This is a genomic window from Barnesiella sp. B2-R-119, from assembly GCF_023656675.1.
Lineage (GTDB): Bacteria > Bacteroidota > Bacteroidia > Bacteroidales > Barnesiellaceae > Barnesiella > Barnesiella intestinihominis.
The window spans coordinates 758,761-779,309 of sequence record NZ_JAMOKL010000001.1 but is presented as its reverse complement, the minus strand read 5'-3'; the positions used below and the strand labels follow the sequence as shown (position 1 = coordinate 779,309).

The 20,549-nt window shown below is 46.9% G+C and carries 12 protein-coding genes; 2 read left to right on the top strand and 10 right to left on the bottom strand.

Going from position 1 to position 20,549, the window contains the following annotated elements; genetic code table 11:
- Position 1: 1 nt before the first annotated feature.
- From NBH06_RS02910 to NBH06_RS02900, 3 genes are all read right to left on the bottom strand, one after another.
- Positions 2-1,204 (bottom strand): DUF4876 domain-containing protein, encoded by a 1,203-nt coding sequence (locus NBH06_RS02910; RefSeq protein ID WP_250792703.1) that lies wholly within the window; start codon positions 1,202-1,204, stop codon positions 2-4.
- Between the two features lie 82 nt (positions 1,205-1,286).
- Positions 1,287-4,076: a TonB-dependent receptor gene (locus tag NBH06_RS02905; protein WP_250792701.1), complete on the bottom strand. Its 2,790-nt coding sequence runs from the start codon at positions 4,074-4,076 to the stop codon at positions 1,287-1,289.
- Positions 4,077-4,566: 490 nt separating this feature from the next.
- Positions 4,567-6,603, bottom strand: coding sequence for a terminase large subunit (locus tag NBH06_RS02900; protein WP_250792699.1), 2,037 nt, complete (start codon positions 6,601-6,603; stop codon positions 4,567-4,569).
- A gap of 123 nt (positions 6,604-6,726) precedes the next feature.
- Between NBH06_RS02900 and NBH06_RS02895 the strand changes: the two genes are divergently transcribed.
- Both NBH06_RS02895 and NBH06_RS02890 read left to right on the top strand, forming a co-directional pair.
- Entirely contained in the window at positions 6,727-8,211 is a 1,485-nt protein-coding gene (locus NBH06_RS02895; protein ID WP_250792697.1) for an Eco57I restriction-modification methylase domain-containing protein, read from the top strand.
- Positions 8,150-8,881: a hypothetical protein gene (locus tag NBH06_RS02890; RefSeq protein ID WP_250792695.1), complete on the top strand. Its 732-nt coding sequence runs from the start codon at positions 8,150-8,152 to the stop codon at positions 8,879-8,881. Before NBH06_RS02895 ends, NBH06_RS02890 begins: the two co-directional genes overlap by 62 nt.
- 20 nt (positions 8,882-8,901) lie before the next feature.
- Here NBH06_RS02890 and NBH06_RS02885 read toward each other — a convergent pair whose 3' ends face one another.
- From NBH06_RS02885 to NBH06_RS02855, 7 genes are all read right to left on the bottom strand, one after another.
- Positions 8,902-9,648 carry a type II restriction enzyme NmeDI-related protein gene (locus tag NBH06_RS02885; RefSeq protein ID WP_250792693.1) on the bottom strand — a complete coding sequence of 249 codons (747 nt, stop codon included), beginning with the start codon at positions 9,646-9,648 and terminating at the stop codon, positions 8,902-8,904.
- A gap of 99 nt (positions 9,649-9,747) precedes the next feature.
- Complete coding sequence (locus NBH06_RS02880) at positions 9,748-11,883, bottom strand: HD family phosphohydrolase (RefSeq protein ID WP_250792691.1); 2,136 nt, start codon at positions 11,881-11,883, stop codon at positions 9,748-9,750.
- A gap of 11 nt (positions 11,884-11,894) precedes the next feature.
- Entirely contained in the window at positions 11,895-14,138 is a 2,244-nt protein-coding gene (locus tag NBH06_RS02875; RefSeq protein ID WP_250792689.1) for a RelA/SpoT family protein, read from the bottom strand.
- A 225-nt stretch (positions 14,139-14,363) separates the two neighbouring features.
- Positions 14,364-14,588 carry a hypothetical protein gene (locus NBH06_RS02870; protein WP_250792687.1) on the bottom strand — a complete coding sequence of 75 codons (225 nt, stop codon included), beginning with the start codon at positions 14,586-14,588 and terminating at the stop codon, positions 14,364-14,366.
- 514 nt (positions 14,589-15,102) lie between these two features.
- Positions 15,103-16,083 (bottom strand): 6-phosphofructokinase, encoded by a 981-nt coding sequence (gene pfkA, locus NBH06_RS02865; protein WP_008861262.1) that lies wholly within the window; start codon positions 16,081-16,083, stop codon positions 15,103-15,105.
- 196 nt (positions 16,084-16,279) lie between these two features.
- On the bottom strand, positions 16,280-18,070 hold the full coding sequence (locus tag NBH06_RS02860; RefSeq protein WP_250792685.1) for a glycoside hydrolase family 15 protein: 1,791 nt from the start codon (positions 18,068-18,070) through the stop codon (positions 16,280-16,282).
- Positions 18,071-18,075: 5 nt separating this feature from the next.
- Positions 18,076-20,328: a bifunctional alpha,alpha-trehalose-phosphate synthase (UDP-forming)/trehalose-phosphatase gene (locus NBH06_RS02855; protein ID WP_250792684.1), complete on the bottom strand. Its 2,253-nt coding sequence runs from the start codon at positions 20,326-20,328 to the stop codon at positions 18,076-18,078.
- Between the last annotated feature and the right edge of the window lie 221 nt (positions 20,329-20,549).

Here is a 20,549-nt window from a genome sequence, read left to right as displayed (position 1 = left end):
ATTATTTCTTCAACGATGGAGTCGTAAAGGTGAAATCGTTGGCCGAGTCGTCGGTATCTTGGTAAACCGTATAGCTGCCTGTGGAAGAAGCTACTTTGCGGATAAACGACCGCCCGAAACGGGTCTTGTCTGTCCCGGCGATTCCGGTAGTAGCATAACTGTGGTCGAGCACTGCGGGGGTAGCGATTCTTTCGAAGCCGGTATTTCCCAGATTGACGGCATCGAGAACCCATGCTACCGGTACGTCATAACCCTTTTTGGTCATCTCTTTACCGTTCGTGGCCGTATAATGATATTCTTTGTAATAGTTGGCGAGGAATTCGTCTTTCGACACTCCCATGCGGGCGATGGCGTAAGCGCGGTTCGCTTGGTTGTTGGGTATCCAGATGGTAGCCGAGTAGCTATACCATTTGTCGAGATTGGGAACTTCGGCTATATCCGGGTCCATGCCTTTTTCGGTTTCGTCATACCATTCGAAATCGGCGATCGACAAATCGATGGCATCGGCTTTGGTCTGTGTGAAATCGTAGCCTTGATCTGCGAGAACGAGTTGTTCGCCCGGAGCGAGAGGGTGTTCCGTACCGTTACCCGGAATGACATAGATGGCGGCTGCGGTAAACGTGGTCGTCATCGGTTGCGGGTTGTCGTTGTATTGGTATTTCTCGGTCGTCCCGAAAGTGCTTTCGAGCAAGGCCACTCCGTCGGCATAGACGGTTTCGCTGCTGTTGTTGTAGATGACGAAGTATTTGTCATAGAGACTGGAAGTCCCTTTATCATTGGCTGTCCCCGTTACATAAATCTCTTTGAGAATAAGGGAGTTGCTCGGGGTGTAGATCGATAGCTCCAAAGCGATCGAAGTCGATGGGGCAGAGATTTGTACGTTGTCTTTCGTGCTGCGTACATTGCAGAGGATTTCGCCCGAAGTACTGGCTATGGCTCCTTCGACCGTGATGTTATAAAGTCCCGAAGAAAGTGTGATGACGGAACTTTGGGACAGGTCGAGCTCGTATTCTTTCCCACGGTTGAGGTCTGTGAAAGTGGCCTTGCCTTCGGCCCATGTGAACGAGGTGATCGTGTCCGATGGAGCCGTAAAGTTGAGGGTTACGTCGACGGGAATGGAAGTGTCTTCGTCTTCGTCGCAAGCAGTGAACGCCGTGATTACAGCGGCGAACAACAGGAATGAAAAAAATCTTTTCAGTTTCATAATGGTTTTATTGAATGTTTATTGTATATTAAATTCGTTTGTAAGTCTGTTCTCTTTTTAATGCCTTGATTTTTAATTGGTTCTATAATCTGAAATTGATTTCCATGCCGAAGTAGGGGTTGGAAGTCCGGCGGATTGTGTTCCCGAACAACGTGTAATCGGGGTGATAGCTTACCAACCGATTGACGTATAAGGCCAGTGCGATTTTATCCCGGCATATTTTCTTCGTGACCTTGATATTTATATTGGCATCGATGGGAATCGTACGTTTTTTGAAGTTGTTTTCATAGTGCGATTCCACCAAGTGTTGCAATATCATGTCGTTCCGTTCGGCATCGGTGTAGGGAAGGAGTTCGCCCTCCATATTGACGTAGGCGATGGGAACCCCGCTTTCCCACATGCTTTGGCTCGATGTGAACCACATACACTGAATAGATGTGGAGAATCCCAGTTTGAGCCGCGGTATATCGGTGTCGAAAGTAAAGTTGGTATTGAAACTTTCTCGAATATAACCGTCGTCCTCGTTGTAAAGTCCTATGTATCTGATTTGTCGACCGTCGATAACGACAGAGGGACGTTTGTACACCGGCTGGCTGTTGTTATAGGTCGTGCGGAACCACGCTCCGTTTACCGTCAGTCTCGTGCGGATTATCGGAAATCGTTTCGAGGAGTATTGAAATTCCACGCCCTCTTTCAAAATTCGGCTTCCGTTGGTGTGGACGCTTTGTACTTTCAGTATCGAGTCGGGGGTAAACGTCAGGTCGGCGAGGTCGGGCGGCTCTGTCATCGTCGATGGGTCCAGCCCCTCGGTACTGTATCGGTTATAAATATACCGGGTGTAGGATTTTCCCTGCCGGAATCCCGAAGTCATTTTTTCCCGGAAGTAGGTTACCGATAACCGGTGGTCGTCTATCGAAAAATCGGCGCGCACTTCCCATTTCATGTTTCGGGCGGCTTTCAGGTTGTAATTGGTCAGGTCGTCGACAAATGTGCGGACGTTCATGCGGTTTACGGCCGGATTTTCGTTCGAAAAGAAATTGAGCTGTATAAGGTCGTAGTAAAAAAGGTCGGGATAAAGTTTCGAAATGTCGGGCATTTTGGTGTGCCAGCCTACTCCGCCCGATAGTTCTATGCTCAACGGCTTTCTCTCGCCGATACGCGGCAATGCCCATTTTGCGTTTACACGAGGGTCGAGATAGATTTTTCCATCGAGGACGTAACGGTTATCGAGATTTAACAGCGATGCGCTGCGTAGGCCGGCGGTAATGTCGATGCGGTGTTTTCCCAATCGCAACTTCGAGGCTTCCTCGATGAAAAAGGCGAGATTGTGCTCGGCCGGTATGTCGTTGAACGGTCGGGGACGGGTGGTAATATCGATGCTGATGGGACGCCTCATATCGTAGAGCTGCCCTTCGCCGTAGTTTTTATTCATGCGCCAGTCTCCTCCGACCTTGATGATATTGAACCAGTTGCGGTAATTGTAGTTGAATGTGGCGATCGCTTTGACGAATGCGTTGAACGGGTTGCCGTTCACGTCGAGCGATGCGAGATAGGTCGAAGGCAGAATCTCGGCGTCGTGTACGCCCGGTTGCGTGGCCGTGGGCACGACCGACAATTTGCTGGGCACGACGGTTTTTTCTTGGTGGATATTGTCCCACGAACCGCTGGCCGATGCCGTCAAGGAAAGCGATCGGAAAAATCCCTTTTTGCGGTTGTTGAGCGATAGAGTGCCGGCGAGGGAGAGGGCATTGTTCGACGATTCGTAAGAGTCTATTGCCCCCGACGGAGTGAGGTCGGGATCGTTTTTGTCATTTTCGAAAGTCCCCCGGTAATTCAGATTGGAGTTGAAAGTCCATCGCCAATGATCGTTCGTCCATCGTTTTTCGGTCCGTATCGAGCCGGTCACCCGTTTGAAGTTTTCTCGGTTGTTGCGAGGGTCTATTTTCGAATCGAGGTAGTCGATACCCGTATTGAGCGTAAATTGTTTATCCGTCAGTTCTATCCCTTTCCCCACATAAAACAGTTGGCTTTGCATGTCGGCTTTGAAACGGGCTTCGAGATCGTTCCCTCCCTTTTTCCGTTCTATGTTGACCAGTCCGCTGGTGAGGTCGCCGTATTCTACCGAAGGGATTCCCCTCACGATTTCTACTTTGGCGATGTCGTCGGTGGAGATGGAACGCATGTCTATCCCTTTGCCGGTCGTATTACGTCCCGTTTCCCAACTGTTGGAGATATACTGCATATTGGCATCGTTGTTGAGGGGGACACCGTCGATAACGAACGAAGTCCCGAACGAGGTCACGTCGTAGTCGCTCGGCCCTGTCCCACCGGCTTCGCGTAGTTTTATCAGGTTGGCCGAGCCCATAGAGGGATCCTTCGAAACGTTTCCCGGCAACAGTTCTACCAAATCGGTAAAGCTCGACGGTTGCAGATGCTCCATCGCTTTTCGGTCGATACGCGATGCACTGGTTGCTCCTCTCGATTCGTAGGCGGTCACCACCACGTCTTGCATGGCGATATCGTTCGACAAGAGTAAGATCGTCAAAGTCGTATCTCTGCGGGCATGCAGGTCGATTGTCCGGGATTTGTAACCTAAGGAAGTGACGGTCAGCTCATAGTCTCCTTTCGGAATGGATAAGAAGGTGTGAGAACCTTTTTCGTCGGTGATACCTGAGAATTGCCGATTTTTACCCTTTTTCAATAAAAGAGTGGCATACTCTACGGCGTTACGATTGTGGGAATCGCGTACGGTCAATTTCAGACTGATGCGTCCCTTCCGTAGAGGTTCTCCATGAGAACGATGCTGTCCCATGCCTTGAAAATTCAAGCCAAGTAGTAAGATAAATCCTATGAGCTTTATTCTCGTTTTCACCGAATGTGTAACCTGTCGAACGTCCTTTATTCTGTTTTCGAGGTGCAAAACTAATTATTTTAAATTGAATGATTGATATGATTTTGAACAAAAATAAAAATTATTTTATGTAGTATGTGTTTTTATTGTTTCAAAAAGTTTTTATTATTTGTAATATTATGGAAATATGTTAGTTTGGAACGGAAATAAATGGTAAAATTTATTTATATCAATTCTAAATAATATCTATCTGCCAAATCAAAATTTTTCTATGGCTGTTTGGTAAAACTCGATAGAGGTAAACAAAATGTATGGTCTACCGTCTTTTGTACTGAGGGATATCCCTCAGTATTGCAGAGTATGGCAAGTAGTGCCGTTTTCCTTAACCTTTGTAAAGGAAGATGCTTTCACCTCCTCCTCTGCTCGGCGATGAGCCGAGATAGGGGAGGTGGCACGAAGTGCCGGAGGGGTTCGTTGCGACAAGGGGCGTTTGGGTAACGGAGAACGTTTTTTATATAGACGACTCGTTAACGATCCTTTCGCTCCGATGACCTTTCGATGAAGCGGACGGTAGGTCCCGACTACATATATAGTTCCCGATACAACGGGTGATGAGTATGTCGTCGTGATGACCCTCCATAGCGCCGTAGCTGCCGTTGGGTTTGCGTTCATATACATCGTGTTCGTAGCAGGCTTGTGTGTCGTGCTCGATATAGCTTCCTTCCCGAAGGGCGTTCTTTTGAGCATCGATAACCAGTGCTTTGGTGGCTCGATTCATGTGGAATCCCCAACGGGAAGGCGGTTTCTGTCCTATGCTGTCGGGAGGGGACTGTCGGGCATACAGGTTGTTGTAATATCGGGAGAGCGTGTCGAGGATATAGGCCGAGTGTTCGCTATCGTCGTGCTCGGTTTCGAGCGTGTTGCTCTCGATCACCAGCAGAGCGTTCTGATAGTATGCGGCGATTTGAGCCGATTTCCATGCGAGTAAGTCGTGGTCTATGTGTCCCCGCCATTGCGCCACGACTTCGGCGGGGCCGCCATCGAGCATCCAATAACGGTCGAACACGGCTATGACCGAATAGTCCGAAGTGTCGGAGCGTCCGCCTATATCGACTACTGCCAGATAGCGGTCCCGCATTTCGCATTCTTTGGCGGGATATTCCCATATTTTCAGAGGCCCTTCGGGTTTGGCTTCCAATTCGATTTCTTGCAAGGACTGTTTCCCAGTGGGTTCTTTGCCGTGAATGTCGCCTTCGAACCGCGGCGGACAACAGCAGCGACGCAACTTTTCCACCAACGTGGGATCGAACACTCGTTCGCCCGAGTAACAGAATGCTTCTATATCGTCGCTGGGATATTCGGCCATCATGTCGGCATGCCGGGCATACTCTTTCCGTTTCTGCCGATACCAAGCGATTGCTTCGAGCGTGGCTCCCCTGTGCCATAGCATGCGTTCGTAGTCGGTGAGGCTGCCGATGAACGAGTCGTAGTCGTCGACCGGCAGGGTGTACATCTCTATTTCGAACCACGGGACGAAAGCGAACTGTTTGTCGCTCTCTCCGCGTTTGGCTCGTTCGCACTCTTGGTGAAAATAAGACCCCGTCCCGTTCGCCGTGCTTTCCATAACCACCATCGAACAGGGTAGCAGCATGATCGACCCACATATCGAGCGCATCACCTGTTCGGGCGATTTCATGCGGCTGTTCCGCCAGAAAGCCACCTCCGAGAGGTGAGCCATCGCCGCGTCGATACCCCGCACCGATTCCTGACTCTCGGCCGAGCCTATGGTTACCCTGCACTCCCGCCCGGCGATGACCGATGTGTTCGCCATGCGCTCGAACGGTTTGAACTTCGGTTTCTCCCCGTCGAGCAGCCAGTCGGGATAGTTGGCGAGCAGTTTGCTGTACATGCCCTTGATGTTGGCGGCCGATTCTTTGAGATGGGCACAAATTACGCTGTTCCAGTTACGGCAGTGCACCAGCTGAATCCATGCCATATAGATTTGTACGAGAGTGGAACCTCCCCATTGCCGGGCTTTGAGCAAGATGAGGCGAATGGGTTTTCCCGCCGTGCGCATATCTTCGAGCATCCCCAATATGCGCCGTTGCGGTCTGTTCAGACGGAATGGAATGTCTTCGGCTCCCAATTTATCTTTGATACGGACAAAGCTGAATGCCCAAAATTCGAAATCGTACCGAATGCGCACCCGTATCCACTCCCTCCATAGTTCTTCTGTGGCATCCCCGCTGGCGGCGAGTTGCGGGTTTCTTCCTGCTTCGTCGGTAGCGATTCTTTTGTCGTGACCGTATCGTTCGGCATACACCGCCAGACTCCCGCATTCGACGAGTCTTTGCGCCATCATTTCGTTATCGAACAAAGCCTTCGGAATATATTGAACCGGTATGGGAGCATCGGGCAACCGCAATATCCGGCGGTCGCCTGTATCGCTACCCTCGCCCGTCTCGGGGTTATAATACCGTCGCAGGTATTCGTTTCTCTGTCGGTTCTCTTCGACCGTAATCTCTTCGTGATGAAATACAATCCCCATTTCTTCTGCAATTTTCTGCAAAAGAAATGCCGCTTCCACCCCGTTTTATGGCAGGGTGATACGAAACGATGTTTTGGAAGGTGATGGGCAGGAAAAAAGGAAAATATATTATCTTTGCAATTCATGGGAAGTTTACGGATAAAACATAGCGGGCAAGTATTTACCCCCGATTATTTGGTCGCCGATATATTGGATTTTTGCGGTTATGTGGAATCTCCCCGCATATTGGGAAAGCACATCATCGATAACAGTTGTGGCGAGGGGGCATTTCTTTGCGAAATTGTCGGCCGTTATTGCCGGGCTTTTCGTGCAGGGAATGATGATATCGCTCTCCTTAAAGACGAATTGCAGACATATATACATGGGATAGAAATCGATGCCGGGACTTATGAACGGTGCATAGAAAATTTGAATCTTGTTGCTTTGAAGTTCGGTGTAACCGATGTGGATTGGGATATTATCGAAGGTAATGCTTTGAAAATCAAAATTTATGACGGGGCAATGGATTTTGTGGTGGGTAATCCCCCGTATGTGAGAGTTCATAATTTAGAAACCGATTATACAGATGTCAAACAGTTTACTTTTGCCAATGGGGGAATGACGGATTTGTTTCTGGTGTTTTTCGAATTAGGTCTTCGTATGTTGTCGGCAGGTGGACGATTGTGTTATATTACGCCGAGTTCGTGGCTGAATAGCTTGGCAGGTGAGAATATGCGTCGTGAAATTGTTTTGAGAAAGTATTTGACAGGAGTAGTGGATATGGGACATTTTCAACCTTTCAAGGCTACTACCTATACGTTGATTTCCCGGTTTGAAAAAGTCGAAGATAATGATCGGATAGATTATAATGTCTATGACGAACGGGTGGGTAAAATACGGCACATAGACACGCTGTCATACGACGAGATACAAATAAATCGCAAGTTTTATCTTTCCGGTAAGAAGGAGTTGGAACTGTTGAAGCGGATAAGGCTGTCTGCTTCGGATTCATATGTACGGGTGAAAAATGGATTCGCTACGTTGTTCGACGATGTGTTTATCGGCGAACTGCCTTTTATGGAGTATACGATTCCGGTGTTGAAGGCCTCGACAGGAAAATGGTCGAGGGCTTTTTTCCCTTATGATGAAAAAGGGTCTCCTCTCGAGTATGAACTTTTGTCGGAGAGCGAGAGTGTATGTCGGTATTTAGAGGATCATGCGGAAAAACTTCTAAAAGGAAGAAAAAGAAGTGAGACGCCCGATTGGTTTTTGTATGGACGTACACAGGCGTTGAAAGATGTTTGTATCTTGAAGTATGCTGTTAACACTTGTATCAAAGGAGTCGAGAGTATTAAATTGACGGAGGTTCCACCAGGGTGTGGTCTGTATAGCGGCTTGTATATATTGCCTGATAAAAGGGTTACATTCGATATGCTCGATCGGATTATTAGAAACGAGGAATTTATTCGTTACGTTTCGCTACTCAAAAATTATAAAAGCGGTGGATATTATACCTTCAATTCGAAAGACTTGGAACTATATATAAATTATAAGATACAATTGGAATATGGAAAGGGAAGAGATAACTTATCCACTGGGCAACTCGGACTTTTTGAGAGTGCTTACTAATTCGTTCAAAGAGTTTATCGAAAAGGGTACATCTCGGAGCACTGCAAAACTTAAACCGTTACACGGTGCGATAGCACGAGATTTGGCAGAAAAGTTAGGCCGGGATTATACCGTTTTTTCGCAGGGGTATGGAATTGGTAAAGAGACGAAGATAAAGGGACGTTATGTCAATAAGGCTGTGGATATTACAGTGAAGAAAGGGGAGTGTGCCGTAGCCGGTTTGGCGGTTAAATTCGTTATGCAGAATTACTCGCAAAACTCGAACAATTATTTTGAGAACATGTTGGGTGAAACTGCCAATATACGATGTGGGAATTGTCCGTATTTTCAAATATTCATCATACTTGATAAACTACCGTATTATCAACGATCTGGAGAATTGAGCCGGTGGGAGACTTTTACAGCTCATAATGCCGAAAAATATGTTACTCTTTCTCAAGATGATGCTAGTATCTATTTCCATACACCTAACAAAACTTTGATTTATGTCGTGCATATTCCTGATAACGACTCTTTGTCTACCAGCAGGGAGTATATGGATTATTATAGGAGGTTGAACCCTTCTTTGTCATTAACAGAACATGACTATAATGATTTCGGGAATGGTGTGATATTTAACGATTACGAGCTTTTTATCGAAAAGGTGTATCACACGATAATGGCTTTGTGATTTCTATGGTATGGCTAATGTTATAGTATAAAATCAAGAGATTGTTTCTCTATTTCCATTTCATATTGTTTAACAAGAGCTTCATAACTTAAAAAAGAGACGCGCTTGTTTAACCGTAACTCGTCGAATGCATGATATGAAAGTTTGGTTTCAAATTCAGATTTTCGTTTGGCGTCTGCCACTATGGCCATTCTGACGTAAAAATCTTGCAAATCATTAAATTTTAAGAGCGAGTTTTGGATATCTGTCGAGTGTTCTATTTCAAAGAACGAATGAGGCATATTGCGTTCATTGAACCAAATGGTATCAATCATCGCACTTCGATTTATTAATGCGGGGTAGGAGTAATTGGGTAATTTTTTGAGTGTAGAGAGTTCTTGAAGCGTTTTCCCATCGTAAAATTTTTTATTTTTGTCTTGGTTTGGAATAAACGTTTTCAGATTACGCAAATTAACTATTATCACCAGTAGCCCTTGATAGTAAGCGTGATTGAACGATCTTTGTATTTCGGAGTCTTTGTTCTTTTCTGTTTCAGGAATAATTCCTCTTTCTTCGTTTTGTTTTCGGTATTTTTCAAGGCCATATAATCCGGGTTTGATTTTATAAATACCCTTAGTTTGTTGAACTATGCGTCTGATTGATGCGAATGGAGTTTTTGTTTTCCATTCACATTCTTGGATTTTAAAAACTTCTGAGTTTAAGTCTCCCAATGTGGCTACACCACCTAATTTATCTAATGTTTCAATGACTGCTTCGTATTGTTTCATGGATTATATGTTGTTCCTATCATTTGCTTATTTTCATAAGTTCGTCTAACGAGAATGATATTTTGACAGCCTGTTAAAGAGGAATAGAATTTTTATCGATTATTTCTTTATTTCAGTTGGAGAGGGAGCATTGTTGTCTGCTTTTGTTGTTTCCTTGTCTGTTTTTTCCTCCTCGTTTTTCCCGTTTTTATTCAGTTCGGGATAACTAATGCGGGTGTGATAGATGGTTTTGAGTTTCTCGATAAAGGTAGCTTTGATCGTCTCCACATCGCGGAAGCTGAGGGGGGTATCGCGCAGGAGACCGTCGGCGACTTGCGAGTCGATGATGCGGTTGACGAGTTGCGAGATACTTTCGTTGGTGTATTCTTTGAGGCTTCTCGAAGCGGCTTCGACGGCATCGGCCATCATGAGTATTCCCGTTTCCTTCGTGAACGGGTTGGGACCGGGGTAGGTGAATTTCGATTCGTCTACGGGTTGGTCGGGGTATTTGTTACAGAAGGAGTTGTAAAAGAATTTTGCTTTCCCGTGTCCGTGGTGCGTGGAGATAAAGTCTTTGATCGCTTGGGGTAATCGTAGTTTGTCGGCCATTTTTAGTCCGTCGCTCACATGGGAGATGACGATTTGTGCGCTTTGTTCGAAGGAGAGCGGTGTGTGCGGATTGAATCCCGATTGATTCTCGGTGAAGAATGCCGGATTTTTGAGTTTCCCGATATCGTGATAAAGGGCTCCGGTACGAACCAATTGAGCCTTCGCTCCTATTTTATTGGCCGCCTCGGCCGCTAAGTTGGAGATTTGCAGGGAGTGTTGGAAGGTTCCGGGGCACTCTTCGGATAACTGTCTCAATATGGGATTGTTCACATCGGACAATTCGACCAGCGTGACTGTGGAGATGAACCCGAAGGCCTTTTCGAATATATAGATAAGGAGATAGGCGAACAGCAGAAATACACAATTGACTCCGAAATAGATGAACATATTGTAATTCAGTTTCGAGAGGTCGCCTTCGGAAAGGAGTGTATATCCCACGTAGGCAAAGCAGTAGGCGAGGAAGACGAGCAGGGCGCAGCGCATGAGCTGGGAGCGGCGAGAAAGGTCGCTGAGGCTGTCGATGGCGGTCATGCCTACGATAAGCTGCAAGAAGATGAATTCGAGTGCGAACGGCGCCGTAAAAGCACAGATAAGTACCGTAATGAGGTGTACATAGAGTGCGGTGCGCGAGTCGAAGAAGGTGACCACGATAATGGGAATAATGGCGAACGGAACCAAATATATGCCTTGTAACCGAAATTCAGAAAGGAAAAAAGCTATCAGGGAGATGCCCACGATGAGCATCATCATAAAGCCGAGGGTACGCATCTCGTTGAAAGTCTGCGGACGGAACAGTGCCAAGAACAGATAGAAAAAAGAAAAGAGACAGGTGAATACGATGATTTGTCCCAGTATGGTGTAACCACGGTGGTCATTGCCGACGCTTTTTTTCAAGGTGACGGTTTCGAGCGATTTGAGAATGCGATAGGTTTGCGGCGTGATGATTTCGCCCCGGTCGACAATACGTTCTCCGGCTTGAACAATACCGTCGGAGAGAGCGATTCGTTGTAACAGATTGTCTTTGAGCCGGTCGGTCGTAATACTATCGAATGCGATGTTGGTATGTAGAAAGTCGTTCAGGTTACAGGTTTGTAAAATATGATGCGAGTAGGAGTCGGGGAATTTATTGAGCATGTTTTCGTAGGCTTCCCGTGCAGATTGCAGTTCGGATACCGGTATTTCGCGCGCGACATTGTTTTCGAGGATTCGTATTTCCTTGAATTTTCCGGATTGCAGTTGGGTGTATGCTTCGGAAGAGACGATTCCTTTCCGATAGGCTTCTCGCAGAGCTTGGACCAAGTTCTTGCGGAGAGTCGGCGGGATAGACATTTCCGTATAGTTACTCAATGCTTTTTCGAAGTCGTCGACGGACTTTTTCTCTATCGATTCGTTGTGTGAGAAGACCGGTTGGAAGTCGAGCATGATGCTGTCGCGTTCTTGTTGAATGACGGCTTCGTCTTTATAAACGGGAAAGTCGAACGGAGCGGTGAGCAATCCGTACTTCCACGGTTTCCCTTCCTGAAAGGTGTAACGAAATTTTCCTTCTCTCGGGAAGAAATAGGTAACCAATGTCACTGCTGCCACGAAAAAGACAAATTGCAGGACACGTGTGCTGGACAGGAATTTTTGTATACGGTTTTTATCCATGATTCTACGGGTTATTCTTTACAGCGTGCGACCTTCTGTACGCCCTTTATTTTACGTAATTTATTACAAAGCGATTCTACGACGCGGGTGTCGTGCACCATGATGTTGACCGTCCCGGTGAATACTCCTTCGTTGGCTTTTATGGTGAGTCCTCTCATGTCGATAATCAATTCATTGGAAATCACCCGGGTGATTTCGTTGAGAATCCCTATCCGGTCGATACCTTGTATCTCTATCTTGGCCGGGAAAGAGAGCGATTCGCTGGCTTCCCATTGCGTGGACACCAACCGTGGGCCGAAGCTCGATTTCAGTCGCATGGCTACGGGACATTCCCTTTTGTGCACGACTACGGTTTCGTCGTCTTCCACATATCCCAAGACGTCGTCACCGGGTATCGGGCAACAGCAATCCGCTACTTTATAGTTTTTCACTCCGTTCTCGTCTCGCAGAATGTAGGTCTGTTTGCGGTCTATCGTAAGTTGCTGAGGAGTGACGGGTTTGGATTGTTCGTTTTTCCCGTTGTTGCTGCCGAACGAAAGTTTCAGATACCGCATGAAGGGGTTTTGGCTTTTTCCCTTGATGATTTTTTTGATATTTTCGTTGGGGGTAATCTCGTCATTTCCTATTTTGTAGAACAGATCGTCCCGATGTCGTATGCCGAGGTTGCTTAATATTTTGGTTACTACATCGTTGTTGTATTCGATGTGACTGCTTTCGAAAAAGTCTTTCAGTATTTTCTCTCCTTTCGCTATGATTTTTCGCCGGTCTTTCCGTAACGATGCCGTCAGTCTGCTTCGGGCTTTGGCCGTGGTGATGAAGTTGAGCCATTCCTCTTTGGGCGTTTGCGATTTGGAGGTGAGTATTTCCACTTGGTCGCCGCTATGCAGTTTTTGGTTCAGCGGTACTAACCGGTGATTTACTTTGGCGGCGATACAGTGGAAGCCGAGGTCGGAGTGCAGGGTGAAAGCCAAATCGAGCGCCGTGGCGTCTTTGGGCAATGTGATGAGCTCGCCTTTGGGCGTAAAGACAAATATCTCGGTACTGAACAGGTTGAGCTTTATCGTGTCGAGAAAATCGATGGCGTTGGGCTCGGGGTGTTCGAGAATGTCTTTGATGGTTTTCAGCCAGATGTCGAGTTCCGACTCTTCGTCGGAGTTTCCCACTTTGTATTTCCAATGGGCGGCGAATCCCCGTTCGGCGATCTCGTCCATTTTTTCGCTTCGTATTTGTACTTCTATCCAATTGCCGTCGGGACCCATGACCGTGAGATGCAGAGCTTTGTATCCGTTGGCTTTGGGGCGGCTCACCCAGTCGCGGGTGCGTTCGGGGTGCAGTTTGTAGATGTCGGTGATGACCGAGTAAATGGCCCAGCACTCTTTTTTCTCGTCGGCCTCGTTGGGACATTTGAAAATGATACGCACCGCATAGAGGTCGTAGACTTCCTCGAAAGGTATGTGTTTCGACTCCATCTTGTTCCAAATGGAATAGATGGATTTTACCCGGGCTTTCATCTCGAATTCGAGCCCCATTTCTTTGAGCTTCGCGACAATCGGCTTGGAGAAGTTGTTGTAGATTTGCTGGCGCGATTCTTCGGTCTCGGCGATTTTCTGCTTGATTTGGTTGTAGGCTTCGGGGTGTTCGTATTTGAAGGCGAGGTCTTCCAACTCGGTCTTTATGGCGAACAGTCCTAAACGGTGGGCCAACGGGGCATATATATAGAGTGTCTCGCCAGCGATTTTATATTGTTTGCTGGGGAGCATGGAACCGAGCGTGCGCATGTTGTGCAGACGGTCGGCCATTTTGATGAGGATTACCCGAATGTCTTCGGACATGGTGAGCAACAGCCGTCGAAAATTCTCGGCCTGAGCCGATGCTTGGTCGCCGAAAATACCGCCCGATATTTTGGTGAGCCCGTCGACGATGGATGCTATCTTTTTCCCGAAGTGGTTCTCGATGTCCTCGACGGTATATTCAGTGTCTTCCACTACGTCGTGCAACAGGGCGGAGCATATCGATGTAGAGCCCAAACCTATTTCCTGACTGACGATACGAGCCACGGCGATGGGGTGCAGTATGTAGGGTTCGCCCGAGCGTCGGCGTATTCCCTTGTGGGCTTCTTTGGCAAATTTGAACGCACGCTCGATAATCTCGACTTTCTTCCGGTGGTTGGAGTTGAGATATCCGTTGAGCAGTTCTTGAAATTTATCTTCGATAAGTTGCTCTTCGTTGGTGTATTGTTGATCGGACGTTTCCATAGTTCGAAATCTAAGAAAAACAAAGATAAAACAAGTCGGGAGCAAATGCAAATTTTATTCGAGAATTGAGGAGAATTGCCGAATCGGTGTGGCGAACCTGTCGATTTTCTTTTCAGAAAAACATTCTAATTTTCTCTCTACCGGTATTTTCTAATCCCTCCGTCACGTCGTGCCACCTCGTAATGCTACGGGACACGGCAGGGGGAGGGGATTGAAAGAGGCGTTTCAGTTTTTATAAGGATAGATTTTATACTTCTCCCCTGTGTTTTGCAACGCAGAATATAGGGGAGAGACCGAAGAAACAGTAGTTTCGAGGAGAGGGGTTGAAAGATTGTTGTTCATTCTTCTCAGCAGCGAGAAGAACGAACCAAGAAGCGCTGCCGCAGTTATCGGGCTTTTCGGCTCGTCGCCTCGGTCGTCGTCGGGGTCTGCGGAACTCGCTTCGCTCAAACAGTCCTCGCCCTTTTTCCTCCGTCTTCCTTGCGTCTTCGCCGCCCGATAAAGGCGGAATTAACCGGTTCTTTTTCCGGTTTTATTCAACTTTCTTTTTTAACCCCTCCGTCCTTCGGACACCTCCCCTATATTTTGCGTTGCAAAACACAGGGGAGGAGGGTGAGATTCAATATTTTTGCTCTACTGTCGTTTTAACCCCCTCGCCCTACGGGCACTCCCCCTATATTCCTTGTAGGAACACAGGGGGAGAGGATTGAAAAGCAGTTTTTCTCCCTATTTTACTGTGCAAAACACCCCGTAATGCCACGGGACACGGCAGGGGGAGAGAGGTGTTAGCTGCATAAAAATCACTTCTGAATTTCTACCAAGCCAAAATTTTTCTTACCTTACGAATCGCTCAACCCATCGGACCGGGAGAGGGTGTAGGTCGGTCTTTTTCCAATAAAACCGGGGCTGTCTGATGGAATAAAATCAGGCAGCCCCGTGCAATGAAATTTTTTGTTCCCCGTGATTAGATCGAGAGTTTTCTCAATGTGTTGAGCAATTCTCGGTCTATGGGTTTGTCGTTTTTGATAGCTTTATTGAAAGGAATATATTCTATTTCGTTGTTGCGGATACCGATCATGACATTGCGTTGATCTTCGAGCAGGGCATCGATGGCGGCCGAACCCATGCGGCTGGCCAGAATGCGGTCGTGCGCCGTGGGTGAACCTCCCCGTTGAATGTGTCCCAGAATAGTTACGCGGACATCGTATTGCGGGTACTCTTTCTGTACCCGTTCTGCCAAGTGCATGGCTCCACCGGTGATGGGGCTTTCGGCTACCAACACGATACTACTGTTTTTCGATTTGCGGAATCCGTTCTTGATGAGTTCTTCGAGTTGGTCCACTTCGGTCGAAATCTCCGGAATAATAGCTGCTTCGGCTCCCGTAGCGATGGCTCCGTTCAAAGCGAGGAATCCGGCATCGCGACCCATGACTTCGATAAAGAAAAGTCTTTCGTGGGACGTTGCGGTATCGCGTATTTTATCGACGGCATCCATAATGGTGTTCAGCGCCGTATCGTATCCGATAGTGGTGTCGGTTCCATAGAGATCATTGTCTATCGTTCCCGGCAATCCTACGATGGGATAGTTGTATTCGGTGGCGAAAATGCGCGCACCGGTCAATGTTCCGTCTCCTCCGATTACGACAAGGGCATCTATGCCTTCTTTGACGAGTGTGTCGTAAGCGACTTTTCGTCCTTCGGGCGTTTTGAATTCCTGACAGCGGGCTGTCTTCAATATCGTACCTCCCAACTGTATGATGTTACTTACGTTTTGCGTTTTGAAAGGGGTTATTTCTCCCGTAATCAAACCTTTATAACCTCGATAAATACCTTTTACCTCGAATCCGTTGTAGATGGCTGCACGGGTTACCGCGCGAATGGCCGCATTCATGCCGGGAGCATCGCCACCGGAAGTTAAAATACCTACACATTTAATTTGCGACATAACCTATATTGTTTAATTGGTAGCAAAGATAGTGAAAGGTGAATGTAGAAAAAAGAGCTTGCGCTAATTTTATGCCGCACCTCTTCCTATTTTTGCATTTTCGGCAAATATAGAAATTAAAAGTCAAATACCGGTACAGTAGAGATGACGATATTGTGAAGAAATGTTTTCGTAATACCGTCTCTTTTCTGTTTTTTTAGGGTCGAATGAACGATAATTTCTTGTCTTCTTCTGCAAATAGAATGGCCGTGTTTACCAGAGCCAGATGGGAATAGGCTTGGGGGAAATTCCCTAATTGTTCTTTGGTGTCGAAGTCCAAATCTTCGCTGAACAGACCCAAGTGATTGGAGCATTTCAGTATTTCGTCGAACAGGCAGCGGGCCTCTTCTTTTTCTCCTATGACGAAAAGAGCCCTCACGAGCCAAAAGGTGCATATCGTGAATGCCGAGGAGGGCAGTCCGAAGTCGTCTTTGCTGTTGTATCGGTACATCAAGCCTTTGTGTAACAACGCTTTTTTTATGGCTTTCACTGTTTGGTGATAACGAATATCGTTCGATTCGATGAAGCCGTAGGGTTCCATGAGGAGCAGGGAGGAATCTAAGGCCGTGTTTTCGTAGGTCTGGGAAAAACTGTGGATTTTTTCTTTCCAGCCGTGAGTCATCACATCGGTTTTTATCTTGTCGGCTTCTTTCTGCCAGCGTTCGATATATTTGTATTTTTTTAGCATATTGGCGATTTTCGTTCCCCGATCCAAAGCGACCCAGCACATTACTTTCGAGGAGACGAAATGCTGGCTTTCCCCTCTGATTTCCCAGATTCCTTTGTCCGGTTCTCTCCATTCCTCTTCGACTGTGGCGAGAATGCTCTTCACCATTTCCCACATGTCTTCTATCTCGTCTAACGTCCCCGGCATGAGTCGATAGTATTGGTAGATCAAGTCCATGAGATAACCGAACGAGTCGTTTTGCCTTTGGTGATAGGCATCGTTTCCTATTCTCACCGGTTTGGAGTTTTTATATCCGTCGAGGTGGTCCAGAATGATTTCTTTTAATTGCCTTTCTCCGCGAATGCCATACATGATTTGAAAAGACTCGTGCTTGGCGACGAAGGTGGATTGAATGAATTTCATAAATCTGCGAGCCGCTCCTGCATGCCCGATTTGGAAGAGGGTCTCGATGGACATGGATGCATCTCTCAACCAACAAAAACGATAGTCCCAGTTGCGGACGTCGCCGACGGTTTCGGGCAGGCTCGTAGTGAGTGCCGCCAATACGGCTCCGTTGTAATAAGACATTAACTTCAATACTAACAGACTTCGTTCTATAACGTCGTTGTAGAGCGAGTATTTTTTAGTCCGGTTCGTCCAGTTGAGCCAATAGACCAGTGTGCGGCAATATTCGAGCTTTTCCCGTTCGATGTCTATCGGAATCACCTTTTCGTTGTATGACAGCAGGAAAAATTCATCTCGTTGGAGCGTGATTTCCTTTTTTTGTTCGATGTCTTGTAAAGACAGGGAAGAGTATAGGTATTGTCGGTCTTTGTTCTCGGACGAACAATAAGTTTCGATGTATTCGTCGGTAATGTTGTGTATGACTTTTCCCCGTGCATAATCGGGAGCCGGATTGTAATTTACTTTAAACCGGGGTGTCCCTTTTATCCAACGGATATAACGATATATTTCTGCGGGCAGATAGTGCTCTTTTTCATAGGAACGGTAGCATGGCATGAAGTCGAGCACGACAAATTCTCCTTCGTCGGAAGAGAAATGGGTGGATAGTATATTGGTATGAGGTACATAAGATTGCGAGATGCGATATTCGTTCGACACTTCGAATCCGAAACAACCGCCTTTGTCCCTATCGAGCAGTGCCGCGAAGATAGAGGGCGAATCGAAGTCGGGAAAACACAACCATTCGATATTCCCTTTTTCCGATATGAGCGCTGCCGTCCGGCAGTTTCCAATTACACCATAGTTGAGGTTATTCATCGGTTTTATTTTAAGTTTAATAGTTCTTTAAAGAAATGTAATGCGGAGTTCAATCCTTTTCGGACTTTATCGTTGGTCGATGACTCACCCGAAATATTTACCAATGTTTGCAACAGAGGAAGGACTTGTTCCTGCGATGGCAAGTTGTATCTGGCGGTTTCGGAGACGTAGCCCACTTTTATGGTTGCCGCATTTTTGGGCAGGGCCTTGAACATATCTTCGTCGGTGGTGTCGTCGCCGATAGCCAGAATAAAATCGTAATATTCTTTTTTGAGTTGGCGGGAAACTTCCGAGCCTTTGTTGTAATCGGGCGATTTTATTTCGATCACTTTGTCTCCCTGAATGATTTGCAATTTCTGTTGTATACAGATAGAAACAAGTTCGTTGGCTAATTGTTGGGCTCGCAAAGTTCCCAGCCAAGCATCGCTTTCCCGATAGTGCCATGCGATGGCGGTTTCTTTGACTTCCAGACGCGAACGGGGTGTTTTCGCTACGAATAGTTTGAGGATAGATAACAAACCTGCGCTCCATACCGGTTTGTTGATGTTTTTGTGCCATAGCCCGTTTTCCCGATAGAATGCTCCATGCTCCGCAGCTATCGAGACCGGAAGGTTTCCCAGCCATTTTTCCAATGTGAAGTGATCGCGTCCGCTATTGATAACGATGTGGTTGTCGGAGTCTTCACAAAGTTTTTGTAGCGTTTCTATGAGTTCGGGCGTCGGCTCGGCATCTTCGGGGCGGGGTTTGAGAGCCGCCAATGTTCCGTCGTAGTCCAAAAGAATGAGCCGTTTTTTCGCTCTATTGTACTCTTGTTTGATAGTGCCTATCGCGTTTGCTGTAATCTGTTTTTTGCGGAAGGAGATGTTCTTGCGGCAAATATCGTTCCACTCGTCGGTAAAGTCGGCAGCCCATTTGTCGACGGTTTGGGTCGAGATGATTTTCTGCATGTTTTGCAGCCGTCGCAACTGTTCCTCTACGGGCATTTCCAATGCTTGACAAATTGCCCGTTCGATTTGTCCCGTATCATTGGGATTGATTAACAGAGCGTCGGTCAATTCGACGGCTGCTCCTGCCATTTCGCTGAGAATCAATACACCGGGATTTTCGCTTTTGGCGGCTATATATTCTTTGGCTACCAAGTTCATACCGTCCCGGAGAGGGGTCACAAGCGCTATGTCGGCCATGTGGTACATGGCTGTCAGTTCCTCGAAAGAAAATCCGTGATAGAAATAATATACCGGAGTCCAATCCATCGTGGAATACGCCCCGTTGATGGAGCCTATTTCTTCGTCTATTTTGGTCTTTAATTGGGCGTAACTGCCTACGTGGTCGCGCGAGGGGACTATGATCATAGCCAGAGCGACCTTGCCATGATATTCGGGGTGATGTTCGAGGAAGGCGGCGAAGCCTCGCAGCCTGTGCAGGATTCCTTTACTGTAATCGAGGCGGTCCACGGAGAGAATCAACTTGTGATCTCCGAACAGTTTTCTCGTGCGGTCGACCGCTTGACGGACTTCCGGTTGTGTAGAAGCATTGTGGTACAGGTCGTAATTAATCCCCATAGGAAGGGCATCTATTCGTACGACCCGATTGCCTAACTGTATTTCGTCCAATTTGAAATTCATGCGCAGCACACGTTCTGCCGCACTGATAAAGTGCCGCATGTAGTCGTGAGTGTGAAAAGCTATGAAATCGGCTCCTAACAGACCTTTGAGAATCTCGGCCCGTTCGGGCAATATGCGGAAAAGTTCATAGGACGGGAAAGGTATGTGATGAAAATAGCCTATGCACAAGTCGGGAACGGCTTCTCGAAGCATACCGGGCAATAACATCAGTTGATAATCCTGTACCCATACTTTATCTTCGGGGCCTATCAGCCGGCAGATGGTTTCGCAGAACCGTCTGTTTACTTCTCGGTAGGCTTGCCAGAAAGTGTCCTTGTACAATGTATAGGCAAAGAAATAGTGGCACAGCGGCCAGATGGTACTGTTGCTGTAACCTTCGTAATAATTTTTTATCTGGGTGTCGGACAGGAATATGGGGTGAAAGTTTAGTTCTTCCAATTTTTCCCCGATCGCTTGTTTGTCGCTATCATTATCCACACAAATTCCCGGCCACCCGATCCAATGCTTTTCGTAAGCAGTTTGAAGAGAATCGAGCCCCGTTGCCAGTCCGCCTTCGCTTCGGGTGAATGAAAACGTTCCGTTTTTTTCGCTTACCTTGACCGGCAGTCTGTTTGATATGATGTAGAGTTTCATATCTCTTGCACGACAAATGGCAGACCATTTTTGTGGGGATATGATTAAATTGTTGATTATTATGGTGATAGTCGGTTTTTCGGAGCGCAAATGCCTTTCATTTTGATAAACTATTTACCGAAATGAAAGGTAGGGGTAGAATCTATTTTTGTATAGAGTATCGGAGTAAACTTATCCGGGCTGAGCCGGATTATGCTTGCTTTTGGGTATTCACAGAAATA

Bases quoted from the DNA above. Each gene is read 5' to 3' on its own strand.
- NBH06_RS02860 (WP_250792685.1), bottom strand. From the start codon at position 18,070: ATGAATAACCTCAACTATGGTGTAATTGGAAACTGCCGGACGGCAGCG.
- NBH06_RS02890 (WP_250792695.1), top strand. From the start codon at position 8,150: ATGGAAAGGGAAGAGATAACTTATCCACTGGGCAACTCGGACTTTTTG.
- NBH06_RS02855 (WP_250792684.1), bottom strand. From the start codon at position 20,328: ATGAAACTCTACATCATATCAAACAGACTGCCGGTCAAGGTAAGCGAA.
- NBH06_RS02895 (WP_250792697.1), top strand. From the start codon at position 6,727: ATGGGAAGTTTACGGATAAAACATAGCGGGCAAGTATTTACCCCCGAT.
- NBH06_RS02910 (WP_250792703.1), bottom strand. From the start codon at position 1,204: ATGAAACTGAAAAGATTTTTTTCATTCCTGTTGTTCGCCGCTGTAATC.
- NBH06_RS02900 (WP_250792699.1), bottom strand. From the start codon at position 6,603: ATGGGGATTGTATTTCATCACGAAGAGATTACGGTCGAAGAGAACCGA.
- NBH06_RS02885 (WP_250792693.1), bottom strand. From the start codon at position 9,648: ATGAAACAATACGAAGCAGTCATTGAAACATTAGATAAATTAGGTGGT.
- pfkA (WP_008861262.1), bottom strand. From the start codon at position 16,083: ATGTCGCAAATTAAATGTGTAGGTATTTTAACTTCCGGTGGCGATGCT.
- NBH06_RS02880 (WP_250792691.1), bottom strand. From the start codon at position 11,883: ATGGATAAAAACCGTATACAAAAATTCCTGTCCAGCACACGTGTCCTG.
- NBH06_RS02875 (WP_250792689.1), bottom strand. From the start codon at position 14,138: ATGGAAACGTCCGATCAACAATACACCAACGAAGAGCAACTTATCGAA.